The following is an 18,343-nucleotide window of genomic DNA, read 5'->3' on the forward strand; positions in this document are numbered from 1 at the left end:
AGCCTAAGCGGTTAAGAACAAAATCATTATCTGCTCGTTACGCTATGATTTAAAGGTTAGTTAATTATTGCAGCCTAATAAGGAAATCATCATGCGCTATTCTGCTTTGACGCTTTTAGTGCCTTGCGCGCTGCTGCTCAGCGCCTGCACAACGCCAGTCACCCCGGCCTTCAAGGACATCGGTACCCGCAGCGGCAGCTGCATTACCGGCGGGCCGGATGCCGTGGCTCAACAGTTCTATGACTACCGCATCACGCACCGCAGCAATGACTTCACCGCCCTGCGCCCCTACCTGAGCGATAGCCTGGCCCAGCTGCTGAGCGATGCCAGCCGCGATCCGCAGCACCGTAACCTGCTGAAAGACGATCCTTTCTCCAGCCGCACCTCCGCGCCTGAAAAGGCCGAAGTCTCCAGTGCATCGACCATCCCGAATACCGATGCACGAAATATCCCGCTGCGCGTCAAGCTGACGCAGGGCAGCCAGACCTGGCAGGATGAAGTATTGATGATCCGCGAAGGCCAGTGCTGGGCTATCGATGACGTACGCTACCTGGGCGGCAGTGTTCACGCCCCGGCTGGCACCCTGCGCCAGTCGATTGAAAACCGCTAAATACGCGCGTTTCAGACCGTTAAGCAGGGGAAAACCCCGTAAAATGTCTGGCATTTCGTGAGGAATGCCGACATTTATTCTCGCCGACCTTAGCTTCCGCTATTTTGTGCTATGTTTAGGTATAGATTCGGTTTATATTTAACTTTTAACGCAGTTATATTGCATAACTATTCTGTCAACGGTACTATTTGCGGCCTCAATTGCTATAGATTGCCTGGATGAGTAAAGACTGCCCCGATGAGTATTCAACTAAACGGCATTAACTGCTTCTACGGCGCACACCAGGCGCTGTTCGACATCACACTGAATTGCCCTGAGGGCGAAACGCTGGTTCTGCTTGGTCCCAGCGGCGCGGGTAAAAGCTCGCTGCTTCGCGTCCTTAATCTGCTTGAAATGCCCCGCTCCGGTACGCTGGATATTGCGGGTAACCACTTCAATTTTGCGAAAGCCCCGTCTGAGAAAGCGATCCGCGATCTGCGCCAGAATGTCGGCATGGTCTTTCAGCAATATAATCTCTGGCCGCACCTCACCGTGCAGCAGAACCTGATTGAAGCGCCGTGTCGCGTGCTGGGCCTGTCAAAAGAGCAGGCGCTGGCGCGTGCCGAGAAGCTGCTGGAACGTCTGCGCCTGAAGCCCTACAGCGACCGTTATCCGCTGCACCTCTCCGGGGGTCAGCAGCAGCGTGTGGCCATTGCCCGCGCCCTGATGATGGAGCCGCAGGTTCTTCTGTTTGATGAACCCACCGCCGCGCTGGACCCGGAAATCACCGCCCAGATCGTCAGCATCATTCGCGAACTGGCGGAGACCAACATTACTCAGGTGATCGTGACCCACGAGGTGGAAGTGGCGCGTAAAACCGCCAGCCGTGTGGTCTATATGGAAAACGGTCATATTGTGGAGCAAGGGGATGCGCGCTGCTTTGCCGAGCCGCAGACCGATGCATTCAGAAATTATCTGTCTCACTAATCGAACCGAGAGAACGACAATGAAAAAAATAGTGATTGCCGCGCTGCTTGCCAGCGTTAGCCTCTCTGCCACCGCAGCTCAGACCATCCGTTTTGCCACGGAAGCCTCCTACCCTCCGTTTGAGTCTATGGATGCGAATAACAAGATTGTGGGCTTTGACGTGGATCTGGCGAACGCCCTGTGTAAAGAGATCGACGCCACCTGTACCTTCTCCAACCAGTCTTTCGACAGCCTGATCCCAAGCCTGAAATTCCGTCGTATCGACGCGGTGATGGCCGGTATGGACATCACCCCGGAACGTGAGAAGCAGGTTCTGTTCAGCACCCCGTACTATGAGAACTCCGCCCTGTTCATCGGTCAGAAGGGTAAATACGCCTCTATCGACGCGCTGAAAGGCAAGAAAGTGGGCGTGCAGAACGGCACCACCCACCAGAAATTCATCATGGATAAGCACCCGGAAATCACCACCGTGCCTTACGACAGCTATCAGAACGCCCGTCTGGATCTGCAGAATGGCCGTATCGACGCCGTCTTTGGTGATAACGCGGTGGTCACCGAATGGCTGAAAGCGAACGACAAGCTGGCCGCGGTGGGCGATAAAGTGACGGATAAAGACTACTTCGGCACCGGTCTGGGCATCGCTGTTCGTCAGGGCAACACCGAGCTGCAGCAGAAATTCAATACTGCGCTGGAAAAAGTGAAGAAAGATGGTACCTACGATTCCATCTACAACAAATGGTTCCAGAAGTAAGATCTGATGAACGAAATTTTTCCATTAGCAAGCGCCGCCGGGATGACCGTCGGCCTTGCCGTTTGTGCGCTGATCATCGGCCTGGTGCTGGCGATGATCTTTGCCGTGTGGGAGTCGGCTAAGTGGCGACCTGTCGCCTGGGCCGGCTCAGCACTGGTGACCCTGCTGCGCGGCCTGCCGGAAATTCTGGTGGTGCTGTTTATTTACTTTGGCTCCTCGCAGCTGCTGCTGACGCTGTCGGACGGCTTTACGCTCAATCTGGGCGTGGTGCAGATCCCGATTCAGATGCAGATTGAAAACTTCGACGTCAGCCCGTTCCTGTGCGGCGTGATCGCCCTCTCCCTGCTCTACTCCGCCTATGCCTCGCAAACCCTGCGCGGCGCGCTGAAAGCGGTGCCGGTGGGACAGTGGGAGTCCGGTCAGGCGCTGGGGCTGTCGAAAACCGCCATTTTCTTCCGTCTGGTGATGCCGCAGATGTGGCGTCATGCCCTGCCGGGGCTCGGCAACCAGTGGCTGGTGCTGTTGAAAGATACCGCGCTGGTGAGCTTAATCAGCGTGAACGACCTGATGCTGCAAACCAAAAGCATCGCCACCCGTACTCAGGAGCCTTTTACCTGGTACATCGTGGCGGCGGCCATCTACCTGGTGATCACGTTGCTCAGTCAGTACATCCTCAAGCGTATTGACCTGCGTGCGACGCGTTTTGAACGGAGACCAGGCTGATGCTGGATTACTTACCCGAACTGATGAAAGGGCTGCACACCAGCCTGACGCTGACGGTGGCCTCAATTATCGTGGCGCTGATTCTGGCGTTGATTTTCACCATCATCCTGACGCTCAAAACGCCGGTGCTGGTGTGGATCGTGCGTGGCTACATCACCCTGTTTACCGGCACGCCGCTGCTGGTGCAGATCTTCCTGATTTATTACGGCCCGGGCCAGTTCCCGACGCTGCAGGAATATCCGGTGCTGTGGCATCTGCTCTCCGAGCCGTGGCTCTGCGCCCTGCTCGCCCTGTCGCTGAACAGTGCCGCCTATACCACGCAGCTGTTCTACGGCGCGATCCGCGCCATTCCGGACGGTCAGTGGCAGTCCTGCGGCGCGCTGGGGATGAGCAAGAAAGACACGCTGGCGATCCTGCTGCCGTACGCCTTCAAACGCGCCCTCTCGTCGTATTCCAACGAAGTGGTGCTGGTGTTCAAGAGTACGTCGCTGGCCTACACCATCACGCTGATGGAGGTGATGGGCCACGGACAGCTGCTGTACGGCCGCACCTATGATGTGATGGTGTTTGGCGCCGCAGGTATTATCTACCTCATCGTCAACGGCCTGCTGACGCTGCTGATGCGTCTGGTTGAACGTAAAGCCTTGGCCTTCGAACGCCGCAATTAAAACTGCATAAGTTTGATTTAAGAAAGACGGGAACGCCTAACCGCTTCCCGTCTTTTTTATTTCTAAAATAATATTTAATCATTTTTATTGCATACAAATTCATTAAGTGGCATTGTAACTCTCAGCCGCAGACACGGCACATAATGACAAGATTGACAGACGGGAGCTTCATCATGAAAAAGTTAGTTCTGGCCGCTTTACTTGCTACCTTCGCTGCAGGCGCCTCTGCTGCCGATAAGATCAACTTCGGTGTTTCTGCGACCTATCCACCGTTCGAATCACTGGATGCCAGCAACCAGATCGTCGGGTTTGATATCGACCTGGCGAAAGCGCTGTGCAAGCAGATGCAGGCCGAGTGCACCTTTACTAACCACGCTTTTGATAGCCTGATCCCGTCCCTGAAATTTAAAAAATATGACGCGGTGATCTCCGGCATGGATATCACTCCGGAGCGTAGCAAGCAGGTCGCCTTCACCGAGCCGTACTACGCCAACTCCGCGGTGGTGATTGCCAAAAAAGGCCAGTACACCTCCTTTGAGCAGCTGAAAGGCAAGCGCATCGGCATGGAAAACGGCACCACGCACCAGAAATACCTCCAGGATAAGCACCCGGAAGTGAAAACTGTCGCTTATGACAGCTACCAGAATGCGATTATCGACCTGAAGAATGGCCGTATTGATGGCGTGTTTGGCGATACCGCGGTGGTGAACGAGTGGCTGAAGACCAACCCGCAGCTGGGTACTGCTACCGATAAAGTGACCGATCCGCAGTACTTCGGCACAGGTCTGGGCATCGCGGTTCGTCCGGATAACAAAGCCCTGGTCGAGAAACTGAACGGCGCCCTGAAAGCGATTAAAGCTGACGGCACGTATCAGAAAATCAGCGACCAGTGGTTCCCGCACTAAGCCTGTTTTGCCGGGTGGCGCTGCGCTTACCCGGCCTACAAAACCATAAACCGCACCATCCGTAGGCCCGGTAAGGCGTAGCCGCCACCGGGCATCAGACCGCACCATCCGTAGGCCGGGTAAGCGTTATCGCCACCCGGCGTTTTTATAACGGCACAAAGAAGCGAAAACGCGCCCCTTTCGCCGCCTCCATCAGCCTGATCCCTCCGCCGTGCAGTTCCAGCATCCTTTTGACGATCAATAGCCCCAGCCCGCCGCGATTGTCCCGCGACGCCTGCTGGCTCAGCGCAGAAGGCCGCATAAAGAGATCGTCGCGCAGGTGTTCATCTACCCCCGGCCCGCTGTCGTTGACTTCCACCTGCAACTGCTCGCCCTCCAGCCACACCTTCAGCCCGATCTCGCCGCCCGGCGGAGTATGCCGGATGGCGTTATCCAGCAGATTGGTGACCACCCGTTCGATCATCGACAGATCGGCGTTGATCATCGGCAGCTGGCGCGGCACGTCGATATGCAGCCGCAGCTTGCGCGTCTCAACCGCCAGATCAAACTTTTGCGCCACGTCGGAGATGAGCTCCCCGATGGCAAAGCGCTCCCGCTGGGGCTTAATGCTACCGTGCTCAAGGCGCGCCAGCTCAAACAGCTGCTGCGACAGATGGCGCACTTTATGCCCCTGACGCAGGGCAATGGAGAGATAGTGCTGCGTCTCCTGCGGGGAGAGCGTGCCGGATTTCAGCGACAGGGTTTCCAGATAGCCCAGCAGTGCGGTCAGCGGGGTACGCAGATCGTGGGAGATATTGGCAATAAACTCCCGGCGCTGCCGGTCGCTGTCGGCCAGCTGATCCCACTGGCTGGCAATCTGCTGCGCCAGTTCGATGAAGGTGTTACGCAGCAGGGCCACTTCATCAGAGGGCGCGGTCTGTATAGGCTGGGTGGCAAGCTGCTTGATGACGTGCATACTTTCGCGATCCAGGCCGCTCACCTCGTCAGTTAACTGCTTGACGGGCCGGGTCACCCAGTACCAGACCAGGCCGCCCGCCAGCGCGCCGAAAAGCGCCACCAGCAGCAAGGACCAGAGCACCGTGCTCCAGAGCGTTTTCTGCCATGCCTGCTCCGCCAGGGCGTTCAGCTCTTCACCCTGCAAAATGATGTAGAGATAGCCGCGCAACACGCCGTCCTGATGCAGCGGCACGGCGCTGAAAACCTTCTCTCCCGTCAGGCTGCGCGGATCGTCGCCATAGACCGGCATCATCCCGCCGCTCAGAAACTGCTGAACCGGCGCAACGGCGAGGTGCTGGCGTTTGATATGCCCCGGCGGCGCGGCATCGGCAAGGATCTGCCCGTCCGGGGAGAGGATGTAGAGCTCCACGCTGGGGTTGTAAGTCATCAGCCTGTCGAACAGCGGCTTGAGGCGGGAGCGATCCACCTGCCCGTGCGCATCCAGCAGGGTTTCTCGCTGGGCGATGTGCTGCGCCAGGCCGCCGGAGAGGCGCTGCACCATGGCGTTGCCGTACTGCATGCTGGTCCAGAGCTGCACCGCGCAGGCCACCGCTGCACAGCCCGTCAGCAGGAGGATGAAGATCAGGGTGAGACGGCGGATCATAGCGGGCGTTCCGCAAACAGATAGCCTTTACCCCAGACGGTGCGGATGATCTCCGGCTCGGCGGCGTCTTTCTCAATTTTTACCCGCAGACGATTGATATGGGTGTTGACGGTGTGCTCGTACCCTTCGTGCTGGTATCCCCACACCTGTTCGAGCAGGGCCAGCCGGGAGAAGACCTCGCCGGGATGGCGGGCGAAAAAGTAGAGTAAATCGAACTCGCGCGGCGTCAGGTCAACCACCTCGCCGCGCAGCAGCACGCTGCGGGCCAGCGGGTCGATGGTCAGGCCGTGGGCGTTAATCAGCCCGGACGTTTGCTGCCCCATTGCCTGCTGACGGCGGAACAGCGCCCGAATGCGCGCCACCAGCTCCTGCACCGAGAAGGGTTTAGCCAGATAGTCATCGGCCCCGGTTTCGAGGCCCAGAATACGCTCGGTTTCGCTGCTGCGGGCGCTGATGATAATCACCGGCAGGTAGTGGTCCCGGGCGCGGATCGCCCGGCAGAGGGTCAGCCCGTCAACGTTGGGCAGCATCAGATCGAGGATCACCGCGTCCCAGTGAGGTTGCCCGAGCAGCTGCAGCGCCCAGCCCCCGTCCGCTTCATGGGTAATCACGTAACCTTCGTCTTCTAAATTGAGGCGCAGTAACGCGGCGATATCGCCGTCGTCCTCCACCAGCAGGATGTGCTTCATCGGTCAGCCTTATTGAATCTTAACAGCTAAAGCTTACCTGATTTCCGGGGCGGGAAACGTTCACATTTTGTTTAAGATTCTGCGGGTGGGATTGCCGGGTGGCGGCTGCGCCTTACCCGGCCTACGAAACCGTAGGCCCGTGCAAGCGCAGCGCCGCCGGGCGGTTCCTCAGGATTTAACTAATAGCGTCAGCACTTCATAGTGCGCAGTATGCGGGAACATATCGAACAGCTGCACCCGCGCAATCTGGTAACCGGGCAGGTCGCGAATGTCTTTTGCCATCGTCTGGGCATTGCAGCTGGAGTAGATAATAAACTCTGGCGCCATCTGGCTCAGATAGTCGCACAGCGCCTTACCGATACCGCGGCGCGGCGGGTTTACCAGCACCAGCTCCGGCACGTTGCCCTGGCCAGTGGCGAACTGCGTCGAGTCGAGCGCCTGGAAGTGCAGATTCGTCAGCCCCAGTTCCGCGGCGGACTGGGTGGCGCAGGCGATCGCCTCCGCGGAGATCTCAATCCCGGTCAGCTGCATCTGCGGGGTGGCGCAGTGCAGGCCAAAGCCGCCGACGCCGCAGAAGAGATCCCACATATGGTTAACCGGCAGACCACGCACCCAGTCGCGTGCGGTGGCGTACAGCTCGCTTGCCACGGTCGGGTTGGTCTGGAAGAAGCTTTTCGGGCGGATCCACAGCGGCACGTCGTTAAAACGCTCTGCCAGCGCCTGGGCGTCGGTGAGGAAGATCTCCTCTTCCCCTTCAATGATCGCCATATGCACCGGCTGAATATTGGCGGTAATCACCTTCAGCTGCGGCAGCTGTTCCTGTAGCCACGGCAGCGCCGTGCGCAGCTGGGGCAGCTTGGCCTCCGAGCGCAGCACGAAGCGCAGCATCATCCCGCCATCAAGCTGGCTTTCGGTGAGTAGAATGTACTTTAACTCGCCGCGCTTGCGTTCCACGTTGTAGGGCGTCAGGCCCGCGCGGGCAATAAAGGGTTTCAGGGCGGCAAAGACCGGCGCGAACGAGGCCGGATAGAGCGGGCAGTCGGTCAGATCGACAGGGGTGCCGTCCCGGTGCAGCATGCCGAGCAGCGGTTTTTCGACGCTGCCGCTGACCACCATTTTGGCTTTATTGCGAAACGCCTGTTCCGGCCCGCTGACCGGCGCGCACCACTCCGCCACCGGCAGGCCAGACAGCAGCGTCTGCAGGTCGGTCATTTTGGCGGAAAGTTGTGAAGAGACCGGCTGCGCTATCCACTGACAGGAGCGACAGCGACCGGCATCATAGAGTGCGCACTGCATAACGAAACCTTAATACGTCTGGGGGCAGCGATTATACACGTTATTGCAGACGGAAAAACCGTCGGCTGGCCGCAGGCACAAACAGCAGGCCGAGCACCAGGATGTCGGGCAGTTTTTGCATCACCAAGGTGTGGAAAATCTCGCGCTTTGACTCGCCGGGGATGCTGAACAGTTCGGGATAGCCGTAGCCCAGCGATGCGGCCCATAGATAGCCGGTGGCGGTGATCTGGGTCAGCAGGTAGATAATCCGCGCCCAGTTACGCCCTTTCACCAGCGAAAAGGCGCAGTAAATTTCGATAAAGACCAGCATCAGGCTGGCAAAAAAGACCAGCGTCAGGCTCCAGGTCTGTACGCTGCGGTGAACAAACTCGCTCAGCCCACGCATCCCCAGCGTATTGAAAATCATAAACACATCAAGGCAGCGGATCATGATAATGGCGAGCGCCGCCACCTGCACCAGGGCAGGAACGTTCAGACGGGCATGCGAACGGCTTGTTTTCGTGAAAAATCCCAACGTGATGTCTTCCATGAAACGATGCCGCGATAACGCGGCATCTTAATTTCGCTTCTTTGCAGATTTTAGGAGCTTCAGCCGCGTCTTGCACGTTGGATATCGCGCTGACGCTGTTTTTCAGACCGCGCCATCAGATACCAGGCAATCAAACCGATGATGCCGACCACGCCGAGAATCAGCGTCGCCAGGGCGTTAATCTCCGGGTTAACCCCCATGCGCACGCTGGAGAAGACCAGCATCGGCAGCGTGGTGGCCCCCGGGCCGGAGACAAAGCTGGCGATCACCAGGTCGTCCAGCGACAGCGTAAAGGCCAGCAGCCAGCCGGAGATCACCGCCGGCATGATCATCGGCAGGGTAATGATGAAGAAGACCTTCAGCGGCGTCGCCCCGAGATCCATCGCCGCCTCTTCAATGGAGTGGTCCAGCTCGCGCAGGCGCGAGGAGATGACCACCGCCACATAGGCGGTACAGAAGGTGACGTGGGCCAGCCAGATGGTGAGCATGCCGCGATCGGACGGCCAGCCGATGGCATGCCCCATGGCGACAAACAGCAGCAGCAGCGACAGGCCAGTGATGACATCGGGCATTACCAGCGGAGCAGTGATCATAAAGGCGAAGCCGTTGGCCCCGCGAAAACGACCAAAGCGCACCATCACCACCGCGGCAATCGTGCCCAGGATGGCCGCCATCGTCGCCGCGCAGGCGGCAATGGTCAGGCTTAGGCCCACGGCGCTCATCATCGCCTCGTCGCGGAACAGCTCGCCGTACCAGCGCGTTGACCAGCCTGCCCACACCGTCACCAGCTTGGAGCTGTTAAAGGAGTAGATCACCAGCATCAGCATCGGCGCGTACAGGAAGGTAAAGCCGAGGACCAGGATCAGGATCCGCCACGGAGAGCGCACTACCGGTAAATTGTTCATCCGTGATCTCCCATCTGTTTCTGCTGGTACTTGTGGAACCACATGATCGGCACGATCAGCAGCAGCAACATCACGATCGCCACCGCCGAGGCCACCGGCCAGTCACGGTTATTAAAGAACTCCTGCCAGAGCACGCGGCCAATCATGATGCTGTCCGGGCCGCCGAGCAGTTCCGGGATCACAAACTCCCCCACCGCCGGAATAAACACCAGCATCGACCCGGCGATAATTCCGCCTTTGGTCAGCGGCACAATCACGCTGAAGAAGGTTTTCATCGGACGGGCACCGAGATCCAGCGCCGCCTCCACCAGCGAGTAGTCGATGCGCGTCAGGGCGGTGTAGATAGGCAGCACCATAAACGGCAGATAGGCGTAGACAATGCCGATATAGACCGCCAGATTGGTGTGCAGAATAGTCAACGGCTGATCGATAACCCCGAGCCAGAGCAGAACGTTATTCAGCACGCCGTTGTTTTTCAGGATCCCCATCCAGGCATAGACGCGGATCAGGAATGAGGTCCATGAGGGTAAAATCATCAGCAGCAGCAGAATATTACGCGTCGAGGGCTTGCTGTGCGCCACCGCCCAGGCCAGTGGGTAAGCCAGCAGAAGACAGCAGATCGTCGAGATAGCCGCGACCTGTAGCGACTGCAGATAGGCCTCAAAATAGAGCGGATCCTCGGTCAGCTGCAGGAAGTTGCCCAGGTTGAGCATGATCGACAGCTGACTGTCTCCCCACTCCAGCAGATCGCTGTAAGGCGGGATCGCCCGCGCCATCTCCGCCAGACTGATTTTAAACACAATCAGGAACGGCAGCAGGAAGAGCAGGATCAGCCACAGATAGGGCAGCGCAATCACCAGCTTGCGCCCGTGAGCCATCTGCATACGGGTCAGCCAGCTGGTATCAATGCCCGCCGCTACGCGGGTCGCAGGTTCAGGTTTGTTCATCGCCCTTCCTTATACCGTCAGCACAACGCAGCTATCGGCTTCCCAGCACAGACGCACTTCGTCACCCCAGGTCGGTAACCCCTTGCGGTAGCGGAAGGTGTTCTGCAATTGCGCACTGATCATCTGCCCGCTCTTCAGGCGGACATGGTAGATGGAGAGATCGCCGAGGTAGGCGATATGCACCACTTCCCCCACGGCAAAGTTGTAGCCATCCGCGGGCGCTTCTTCGCAGAGGGTGATTTTTTCCGGGCGCAGGGCCACATAGACCGGCACGTTATCCACTACCGAGTTGTCCGCCGCCACTTTTAGCGGGTGGATCAGCCCCGGCGAGTCAATCACCAGCCCGTCCTCTTCGCGGGTTTTCAGCAGCCCTTCAAACACGTTCATAGAGCCGATAAATTCGGCGCTGTAGCGGGTGGTCGGATGCTCGTAAATCTCTTCCGGCTCGCCAATCTGCACGAATTTGCCGCGGTTCATGATGGCGATACGCCCGGCCATGGTCATCGCCTCTTCCTGGTCGTGGGTGACCATCACGCAGGTCACGCCCACACGCTCGAGAATATCCACCACCTCCAGCTGCATACGGTCGCGCAGTTTTTTATCCAGCGCCCCCATCGGCTCATCGAGCAGCAGCAGCTTTGGTCGCTTCGCCAGGCTGCGGGCCAGGGCCACGCGCTGACGCTGGCCGCCGGAGAGCTGGTGCGGCTTGCGCTTCGCAAACTCCTGCATGTGCACCAGGCTCAGCATTTCAGCCACGCGGGCGGTGATTTCCGCTTTTGGCAGTTTGTCCTGCTTCAGGCCAAAGGCGATGTTCTGCTCCACGGTCATGTGCGGGAAAAGTGCATAAGACTGGAACATCATATTGATCGGGCGCTGATAGGGCGGCACCCGGGAGAGGTCGACGCCGTCCAGCATAATCTGCCCGGCGCTGGGCTGTTCAAACCCGGCGAGCATGCGCAGCAAGGTCGATTTCCCGCAGCCAGATGCGCCAAGCAGAGCAAAAATTTCACCTTTGTAGATAGTCAGGCTGACATCATCCACGGCATTCTGACCATCAAAGGATTTGGTCAGGTTACGGATTTCCAGCAGCGGGGTCAGCGCTTTACGGGTTTTCGCCTGCGGGCGGGGGATCGCGTCGTTCACGGGGTGCTCTCCGGCATCAATCAAAATGGTGCAGGCGCACCAGAACGGTGCGCCTGTTGCCGGGGGCGCTACGCTTGCCCGGCCTACGACGAACGGTTATTTACCGCTTTTCACTTTCGTCCACGCACGGGTACGGACGCGGTCAATTTTCGGCTCCTGCACGCTCAGGGTAAACATCTTGGCGCGCACCTCTTCCGGCGGGTAGATCCCCGGGTTATCACGCACTTCAGCGCTGACAAGCTTCGTGGCCTCTTTGTTACCGTTGGCATAGAAGACGTGGTCAGAGATGTGGGCGATCACTTCCGGGCGCAGCAGATAGTTCAGGAACTGGTAGGCTTCGTCTTTGTTTTTCGCATCGGCTGGCATCGCGAAGACATCAAAGAAGGCCATTGCCCCCTCTTTCGGGATCGAATAGGCGATATTCACGCCGTTTTTCGCCTCTTTCGCGCGGTTCGCCGCCTGCCACACGTCCCCTGCCCAGCCGATGGCTACGCAGATATCGCCGTTTGCCAGATCGTTGATGTACTGGGAGGAGTGGAAGTAACGGATATTGGGACGCAGCTTCAGCAGCAGATCGGTGGCCGGGCCGGTGTAGTCATCCGCTTTGGTGCTGTTGGGATCTTTGCCGAGGTAGTTCAGGACGGTGGCAAAAATCTCTTCAGGCGCATCGAGGAACGACACGCCGCAGCTTTTCAGCTTCTCGAGGTTCTCTGGCTTCAGCACCAGATCCCAGCTGTTTACCGGCGCATCGGCGCCCAGCACCTGTTTCACTTTCTCGACGTTATAGCCAATGCCGGTGGTGGCCCACATGTACGGCATGGCGTATTTGTTGTCCGGATCGTGTTTAGCGATAAGCTTCAGCAGCTCAGGGTCGAGGTTTTTCCAGTCCGGCAGTTTGCTTTTATCCAGCGGCTGGAACACGCCCGCAGAGAGCTGACGTTCCAGGAAGCTGGCTGACGGTACGACCAGGTCAAAGCCGGTGCTGCCCGCCATCAGTTTGCCTTCCAGCACTTCGTTAGAATCGAAGACGTCATAGACGACTTTAATCCCGGTCTCTTTTTCAAAATTGGCCACCGTATCCGGGGCAATATAATCAGACCAGTTGTAGATATGCAGCGTTTTTTGCTCTGCCGCCAGCGAGCCTGCAGAGACCGCCATCAGCGCGCCCGCAACCAGACCCGATAACCATTTTTTATTTAAAGCGATCATAGCGTTAATCCTTCTGAAAGCGCGTTAACAAACGCACTAAAAATGAACACTCTTAGCCTATGCAAGAAACGTGCATAATTTATCACTCTGCCTGTAGCAGAAGATGTTACTCAGGTGGCTGTATCTGCTCGCGTTTAACAGCATCGCAAGAATAAACTGTAGCTTGTCTCCGTAGCTATAGCTCAGATTAAAAAACGCCTTTTAACAATTTTTTATGCAAGAAGTATCTATGTGATAAGCCGAATTGGCGGGATGGCGGTGAATAATTCTTTAAAGAAAGGTTAAAGTCAGCAGAAAAGCGGGTGTTATGCAGCCGCCACAACAGCGACTGCCTAAATGTCAGACAGGTTTAGTGCAGAAAATTGCCCGCAGATTCAGGCTGCTCAGCGCCCTCTTCAGCGTTATAGAGCAGATGATAGGCGCTGGCTTCCAGCATTACCATAGAGATCTGCTCTTCGCTCTGCTGGATAAAGGCCGCGAACTGCGGGAAGGTCAGCCCAACGGATGCGGAGAAAGACTGGCAAACCACCAGCTTTGGCAGATTATCATCCTGTATATCGAGAAATGCTTTCACCGTCAAAGAACTGGCATTGATGGCGGACAAATCCGATGCTAAGGCCAGCAGCGCCGAGGGTTTGACCTCTGCCAACGCGGAGAAAAGAATAACGTCATTGATCAGGTCGAGCTTGGCATCAAACACGCCGTCAAAGTTTTGCATGTGCGGCAGGTGCAGCGCCTGGCAGGTGTCGCATTCAAAAAAGCTGACGCCCATGTTGTCCAGCCAGTGGCGTAACGTATCAAGTGTCGGTACTACAAGTGAATCCATAACGGTGGAACCCCTTCAAAAAAATAGTGCCTGGCCCAGGCCACACGGCGCGGCAGGCCAGTTATCCGCCCGTTTTCAGGCAAAACTCCGGCGTGGCATGGCGTTCAATCCAGCCGATCATCTTCCCGGCGATATCAATCCCGGTGGTTTTCTCAATGCCTTCCAGCCCTGGCGAGGCGTTGACTTCCATCACCAGCGGCCCTCTGTCGGCGCGTAAGATATCGACCCCGGCAACGTCCAGCCCCAGCGTTCTGGCGGCCAGCAGGGCCATCTCCCGCTCGCGTGGGGTGATCTCCACTACCCGGGCCACGCCGCCCCGATGCAGGTTCGAGCGAAAATCGCCCTCTTTCGCCTGACGCTCGATGGCGGCGACCACTTCATCGCCCACCACCAGGCAGCGAATATCGCGCCCTTTCGCCTCTTTAATGTACTCCTGCACCAGAATGTGCGCGTTCAGGCCGCGAAACGCATCCACCACGCTCTCTGCCGCCTGGCGGGTTTCGGCCAGCACCACGCCAATGCCCTGGGTGCCTTCAACCAGTTTAACCACCAATGGCGCGCCGCCGACCATCTCGATCAGATCGTGGGTATCATCGGGCGAGTGAGCAATACCGGTGATCGGCAGGTCGATCTCCTGGCGGGCCAGCAGTTGCAGGCAGCGTAGTTTGTCACGCGCCCGGGTGATCGCCACGGATTCATTCAGCGGATAACTGCCGAGCAGCTCAAACTGGCGCAGCGCGGCGGTGCCATAAAAGGTGATCGCTGAGCCAATGCGCGGAATAACCGCGTCAAAATGCGGCAGCTGGCGCCCTTTATAGTGAATAGAAGATGCCGCCGGGCTGATATTCATATAGCAGGACAGCGGATCGAGGATTTCCACCAGATGGCCGCGCTGCTGCGCCGCTTCACGCAGGCGTTTACACGACCAGAGCGTTCCATCCCGGGACAATATGGCAATTTTCACCCTGCACCTCTCAGACATGATCTGGTAAAAGCCTGCGTATCATACACGCAGGGAGGCGCAGGATGAATGACCTTATCGCGTCGCCCAGCCCTGTTTATGCAAATAGTCGAGAATAAACGGACGGTTTTCCTTGATGATGGTGCGCCGGATATGGTCGCTCCAGGTGTCGCGGCGGTTATTAGTCGCGCGGCTGAGGTAGTAGTTCGCCAGTTCCTCGTCGTACTGCGCCAGCACCGCTTTATCGACCGGCTGGTAGTGATTTTCATGCATCACCATCGCCGCAGGCAGGCGCGGCTTGACGTCCGGGTTATCCGCCGGCCAGCCGAGGCAGAGGCCAAACAGCGGCAGGACGTGCTTCGGCAGCTGCAGCAGTTCGGTCACCGCCTCAATGCTGTTGCGGATACCGCCAATGTAAACCCCGCCCAGACCCAGCGACTCCGCCGCCGTCATCGCGTTCTGCGCCAACATCGCGGTATCCACCACGCCCAGCAGCAGCTGCTCGGCGAGGCCCAGCTGCGCCTCAGGGCAGATTTGCAGATGGCGGTTGAAGTCGGCGCAGAAGACCCAGAACTCCGCCGCCTCGGCCACGTGCTTCTGCCCGCCGGTGAGGGTCACCAGCTGCTCGCGCATCGCGGGATCGGTGATGCGAATGATGGAGCTGCACTGCAGGAAGCTGGAGCTGGAGGTACCCTGCGCACCGGCAAGAATGGCCTCACGCTGGGCATCGCTGATGGGTTGATCGGTAAAATGGCGAATGGAACGGTGGGAACGAAGCAGATCAATTACGGGCGTCATGCGGTCTCTCTGTACGGGCGTTAATAACAATATCGCCAGTATAGGCAAAGAAAAGGCGGCTGTAATTGGCGAAACATAGCCTGGAGATATCAATGTAACAGGCAGAACCTGCTTTTCATTACCGTTAGTTATCGGCAATATAGCGTCATTCGCCGTCAGGCTTAGTTTCAGGAGAGAGAACATGTTTGCAGTAATTTTTGGACGTCCAGGCTGCCCTTACTGTGTGCGCGCAAAAGATCTGGCAGAAAAACTGACCGCTGAGCGTGATGATTTTAACTACCGCTACGTGGACATTCATGCCGAAGGCATCACCAAAGCCGATCTGGAAAAAACCGTCGGTAAGCCGGTTGAAACCGTACCGCAGATCTTCCTCGACCAGAACCACATTGGCGGCTTTACCGATTTTGAAGCCTATGCCAAAGCGAACCTCGGGCTGTTTGCTGCCCAGTAAGCCTTTCGCGCCCTCACTCTGAGGGCGTTTTTATTCTCGCCCGACGATTCTCCAGCGCCCGGCGCACGAACAGAAAGAACAGCGCCCCCAACGCACACCAGAAGACCCCACTTAACAGCCAGGCCATCTCCTGCACGATGGTGCGCGACGGGATAAAGACCAGACGCATCACCACCAGACAGAGGGGCGCAGCGAGCATCGCACCGACCAGCGGCCGGATGACCTCTCCCCCACGGGAGACAAAACTGGCGGCAGCACCTGGCAGGGTGAAGAACAATAATCCCAGCTCAGGACGCCCGGCGGCAATAAATGCCCCTCTTACGTTGAACGTCAGGCAGATGCATACACCAGTAAAAAGTAAAAAACAGCAAGCCACCCCAAACCAATTACGTTTAATATTCAAATCGTCCCCCTACAGCGTGGGCAAATTCATTTTTCGTCCACTGGACGCACAATCAGATGGTTTATATGGCATTCCATGCCTGAACGGCGCGTCGTTACGCAATCACGAGCAGATGTTGCTGTCTGTTATAAATAAAGTAATAGTTTGGTATTATTATTTGATATATATTATAGTGTGCGGCCGGGAGCCGCAGCGCTCCTCAACACCGGGAAAACAGTAGCCTAAATCACCTGTCCCTTCAACCACTTACTGGTAAACAAGAAGTTATCCTTCGTGAACATAAACGTCGCAGAATTGTTAAACGGGAATTACATCCTGCTATTATTTGTGGTACTGGCGCTGGGTCTGTGCCTGGGTAAATTACGCCTCGGATCAATCCAACTTGGTAATTCTATTGGCGTTTTAGTCGTCTCGCTATTATTAGGCCAGCAACATTTCAGTATTAACACGGATGCCCTTAATCTGGGCTTTATGCTGTTTATTTTTTGTGTAGGTGTTGAAGCCGGACCTAACTTTTTTTCAATTTTCTTCCGCGACGGTAAAAATTATCTGATGCTGGCGCTGGTGATGGTCGGCAGCGCCCTGCTGATTGCGTTAGGCTTAGGCAAACTGTTTGGCTGGGATATCGGCCTGACGGCGGGCATGCTGGCCGGCTCAATGACCTCCACGCCGGTGCTGGTTGGCGCGGGGGATACGCTGCGCCATCTGGGGCTGGATAACACCCAGCTCTCTATGGCGCTGGATCACCTCAGCCTCGGCTATGCCCTGACCTATCTGATTGGTCTGGTGAGCCTGATCGTGGGCGCACGCTATCTGCCGAAGTTACAGCATCAGGATCTACAGACCAGCGCCCAGCAAATCGCCCGCGAACGCGGTCTGGATACGGACAGCAAACGCAAAGTCTACCTGCCGGTGATCCGCGCCTACCGTGTCGGCCCGGAACTGGTGGCCTGGGCGGACGGTAAAAACCTGCGCGAGCTGGGCATCTATCGCCAGACCGGCTGCTATATCGAACGCATCCGCCGTAACGGCATTCTGGCGAACCCGGACGGCGACGCGGTGTTGCAGATGGGCGACGACATTGCGCTGGTGGGTTATCCAGATGCGCACGCCCGTCTCGACCCCAGCTTCCGTAACGGCAAAGAGGTCTTCGACCGCGATCTGCTGGACATGCGCATCGTCACCGAAGAGATCGTGGTGAAAAACCACAACGCCGTGGGTCGCCGCCTGGGGCAGCTTAAACTGACCGACCACGGCTGCTTCCTCAACCGGGTGATCCGCAGCCAGATCGAGATGCCTATCGATGACAACATCGTGCTGAACAAGGGCGATGTGTTGCAGGTGAGCGGCGACACGCGCCGCGTGAAGACCGTTGCCGACCGCATCGGCTTTATCTCCATTCACAGCCAGGTGACCGACCTGCTCGCCTTCTGCGCCTTCTTTATCGTCGGCCTGATGATTGGGATGATCACCTTCCAGTTCAGCAATTTCAGCTTTGGCATCGGCAACGCCGCCGGCCTGCTGTTCGCAGGCATCATGCTCGGCTTCCTGCGCGCCAACCACCCCACCTTCGGCTATATCCCCCAGGGCGCGCTGAACATGGTGAAAGAGTTTGGCCTGATGGTGTTTATGGCGGGCGTCGGCTTAAGCGCAGGCAGCGGCATTGGCCACAGCCTGGGCGCGGTAGGCTGGCAGATGCTGGTGGCCGGGCTGATCGTCAGCCTGGTGCCGGTGGTGATCTGTTTCCTGTTCGGCGCCTACGTGCTGCGCATGAACCGCGCCATGCTGTTTGGCGCCATGATGGGGGCGCGAACCTGTGCGCCTGCGATGGAAATCATCAGCGATACCGCGCGCAGCAACATTCCGGCGCTGGGCTACGCGGGCACCTATGCCATCGCTAACGTATTGTTAACCCTCGCGGGGACGCTAATCATCATCATCTGGCCGGGTCTGGGATAAAAAA

Annotated in this window: 20 protein-coding genes; 8 read left to right on the forward strand and 12 right to left on the reverse strand. The window is 57.5% G+C overall.

All coding sequences use genetic code 11. The features are described 5' to 3' along the window. The first annotated feature begins 91 nt into the window (after nt 1–91). The 6 genes from DVA44_RS16335 to artJ all read left to right on the forward strand — a co-directional run bounded on the left by DVA44_RS16335 (nt 92) and on the right by artJ (nt 4,623). Nucleotides 92–610, forward strand: a complete 519-nt coding sequence (locus tag DVA44_RS16335) for a lipoprotein (protein WP_114387557.1) — start codon at nt 92–94, stop codon at nt 608–610. Nucleotides 611–847: 237 nt separating this feature from the next. Beyond that, the gene (gene artP, locus DVA44_RS16340; protein ID WP_039029538.1) at nt 848–1,576 is read left to right on the forward strand and encodes an arginine ABC transporter ATP-binding protein ArtP; all 729 of its coding nucleotides are present in this window, start codon (nt 848–850) and stop codon (nt 1,574–1,576) included. 19 nt (nt 1,577–1,595) lie between these two features. Further along, a complete protein-coding gene (gene artI, locus DVA44_RS16345) occupies nt 1,596–2,327 on the forward strand; it encodes an arginine ABC transporter substrate-binding protein ArtI (RefSeq protein WP_103178869.1) in 732 nt (243 codons plus the stop codon). Between the two features lie 6 nt (nt 2,328–2,333). Further along, the gene (artQ, locus tag DVA44_RS16350) at nt 2,334–3,050 is read left to right on the forward strand and encodes an arginine ABC transporter permease ArtQ (protein ID WP_103178868.1); all 717 of its coding nucleotides are present in this window, start codon (nt 2,334–2,336) and stop codon (nt 3,048–3,050) included. Next, nucleotides 3,050–3,718 (forward strand): arginine ABC transporter permease ArtM, encoded by a 669-nt coding sequence (artM, locus tag DVA44_RS16355; RefSeq protein ID WP_103823430.1) that lies wholly within the window; start codon nt 3,050–3,052, stop codon nt 3,716–3,718. Before artQ ends, artM begins: the two co-directional genes overlap by 1 nt. 173 nt (nt 3,719–3,891) lie before the next feature. After that, complete coding sequence (gene artJ / locus DVA44_RS16360; protein ID WP_114387558.1) at nt 3,892–4,623, forward strand: arginine ABC transporter substrate-binding protein ArtJ; 732 nt, start codon at nt 3,892–3,894, stop codon at nt 4,621–4,623. Between the two features lie 145 nt (nt 4,624–4,768). Here the strand turns inward: artJ and DVA44_RS16365 are convergent, their stop codons facing one another. The 11 genes from DVA44_RS16365 to nfsA all read right to left on the reverse strand — a co-directional run bounded on the left by DVA44_RS16365 (nt 4,769) and on the right by nfsA (nt 15,526). After that, nucleotides 4,769–6,223 (reverse strand): sensor histidine kinase KdpD, encoded by a 1,455-nt coding sequence (locus DVA44_RS16365; protein WP_114387559.1) that lies wholly within the window; start codon nt 6,221–6,223, stop codon nt 4,769–4,771. Further along, nucleotides 6,220–6,912: a response regulator transcription factor gene (locus DVA44_RS16370; RefSeq protein ID WP_114387560.1), complete on the reverse strand. Its 693-nt coding sequence runs from the start codon at nt 6,910–6,912 to the stop codon at nt 6,220–6,222. The genes DVA44_RS16365 and DVA44_RS16370 overlap by 4 nt, the downstream gene beginning before the upstream one ends. Nucleotides 6,913–7,080: 168 nt before the next feature. Next, on the reverse strand, nt 7,081–8,208 hold the full coding sequence (gene rlmC / locus DVA44_RS16375) for a 23S rRNA (uracil(747)-C(5))-methyltransferase RlmC (RefSeq protein ID WP_114387561.1): 1,128 nt from the start codon (nt 8,206–8,208) through the stop codon (nt 7,081–7,083). 40 nt (nt 8,209–8,248) lie between these two features. Beyond that, nucleotides 8,249–8,737 carry a YbjO family protein gene (locus DVA44_RS16380; RefSeq protein WP_103823434.1) on the reverse strand — a complete coding sequence of 163 codons (489 nt, stop codon included), beginning with the start codon at nt 8,735–8,737 and terminating at the stop codon, nt 8,249–8,251. Nucleotides 8,738–8,796: 59 nt separating this feature from the next. Beyond that, nucleotides 8,797–9,642, reverse strand: a complete 846-nt coding sequence (gene potI / locus DVA44_RS16385) for a putrescine ABC transporter permease PotI (RefSeq protein ID WP_103178862.1) — start codon at nt 9,640–9,642, stop codon at nt 8,797–8,799. Then, nucleotides 9,639–10,589 (reverse strand): putrescine ABC transporter permease PotH, encoded by a 951-nt coding sequence (gene potH / locus DVA44_RS16390; RefSeq protein WP_114387562.1) that lies wholly within the window; start codon nt 10,587–10,589, stop codon nt 9,639–9,641. The genes potI and potH overlap by 4 nt, the downstream gene beginning before the upstream one ends. 9 nt (nt 10,590–10,598) lie before the next feature. Beyond that, nucleotides 10,599–11,732 carry a putrescine ABC transporter ATP-binding subunit PotG gene (gene potG / locus DVA44_RS16395; protein WP_114315495.1) on the reverse strand — a complete coding sequence of 378 codons (1,134 nt, stop codon included), beginning with the start codon at nt 11,730–11,732 and terminating at the stop codon, nt 10,599–10,601. A 96-nt stretch (nt 11,733–11,828) separates the two neighbouring features. Continuing rightward, entirely contained in the window at nt 11,829–12,941 is a 1,113-nt protein-coding gene (gene potF / locus DVA44_RS16400; protein ID WP_103823436.1) for a spermidine/putrescine ABC transporter substrate-binding protein PotF, read from the reverse strand. 349 nt (nt 12,942–13,290) lie between these two features. Further along, nucleotides 13,291–13,767 (reverse strand): YbjN domain-containing protein, encoded by a 477-nt coding sequence (locus tag DVA44_RS16405; RefSeq protein ID WP_114387563.1) that lies wholly within the window; start codon nt 13,765–13,767, stop codon nt 13,291–13,293. A gap of 61 nt (nt 13,768–13,828) precedes the next feature. Beyond that, nucleotides 13,829–14,731, reverse strand: a complete 903-nt coding sequence (rimK, locus tag DVA44_RS16410; RefSeq protein WP_114387564.1) for a 30S ribosomal protein S6--L-glutamate ligase — start codon at nt 14,729–14,731, stop codon at nt 13,829–13,831. A 72-nt stretch (nt 14,732–14,803) separates the two neighbouring features. Beyond that, nucleotides 14,804–15,526, reverse strand: a complete 723-nt coding sequence (gene nfsA / locus DVA44_RS16415) for an oxygen-insensitive NADPH nitroreductase (protein ID WP_103178856.1) — start codon at nt 15,524–15,526, stop codon at nt 14,804–14,806. A gap of 181 nt (nt 15,527–15,707) precedes the next feature. Here nfsA and DVA44_RS16420 point away from each other — a divergent pair, with 181 nt between their 5' ends. Continuing rightward, complete coding sequence (locus DVA44_RS16420) at nt 15,708–15,977, forward strand: GrxA family glutaredoxin (RefSeq protein ID WP_103823439.1); 270 nt, start codon at nt 15,708–15,710, stop codon at nt 15,975–15,977. 13 nt (nt 15,978–15,990) lie between these two features. Here the strand turns inward: DVA44_RS16420 and DVA44_RS16425 are convergent, their stop codons facing one another. Further along, the gene (locus DVA44_RS16425; RefSeq protein ID WP_103823440.1) at nt 15,991–16,380 is read right to left on the reverse strand and encodes an inner membrane protein YbjM; all 390 of its coding nucleotides are present in this window, start codon (nt 16,378–16,380) and stop codon (nt 15,991–15,993) included. A 273-nt stretch (nt 16,381–16,653) separates the two neighbouring features. On the opposite strand from DVA44_RS16425, the gene DVA44_RS16430 reads away from it, so the two are divergent. Further along, on the forward strand, nt 16,654–18,339 hold the full coding sequence (locus DVA44_RS16430; protein WP_114387565.1) for an aspartate:alanine antiporter: 1,686 nt from the start codon (nt 16,654–16,656) through the stop codon (nt 18,337–18,339). Nucleotides 18,340–18,343: the final 4 nt, after the last annotated feature.

It is taken from the genome of Leclercia sp. W17, from assembly GCF_003336325.1.
Classification (GTDB): Bacteria; Pseudomonadota; Gammaproteobacteria; order Enterobacterales; family Enterobacteriaceae; genus Enterobacter.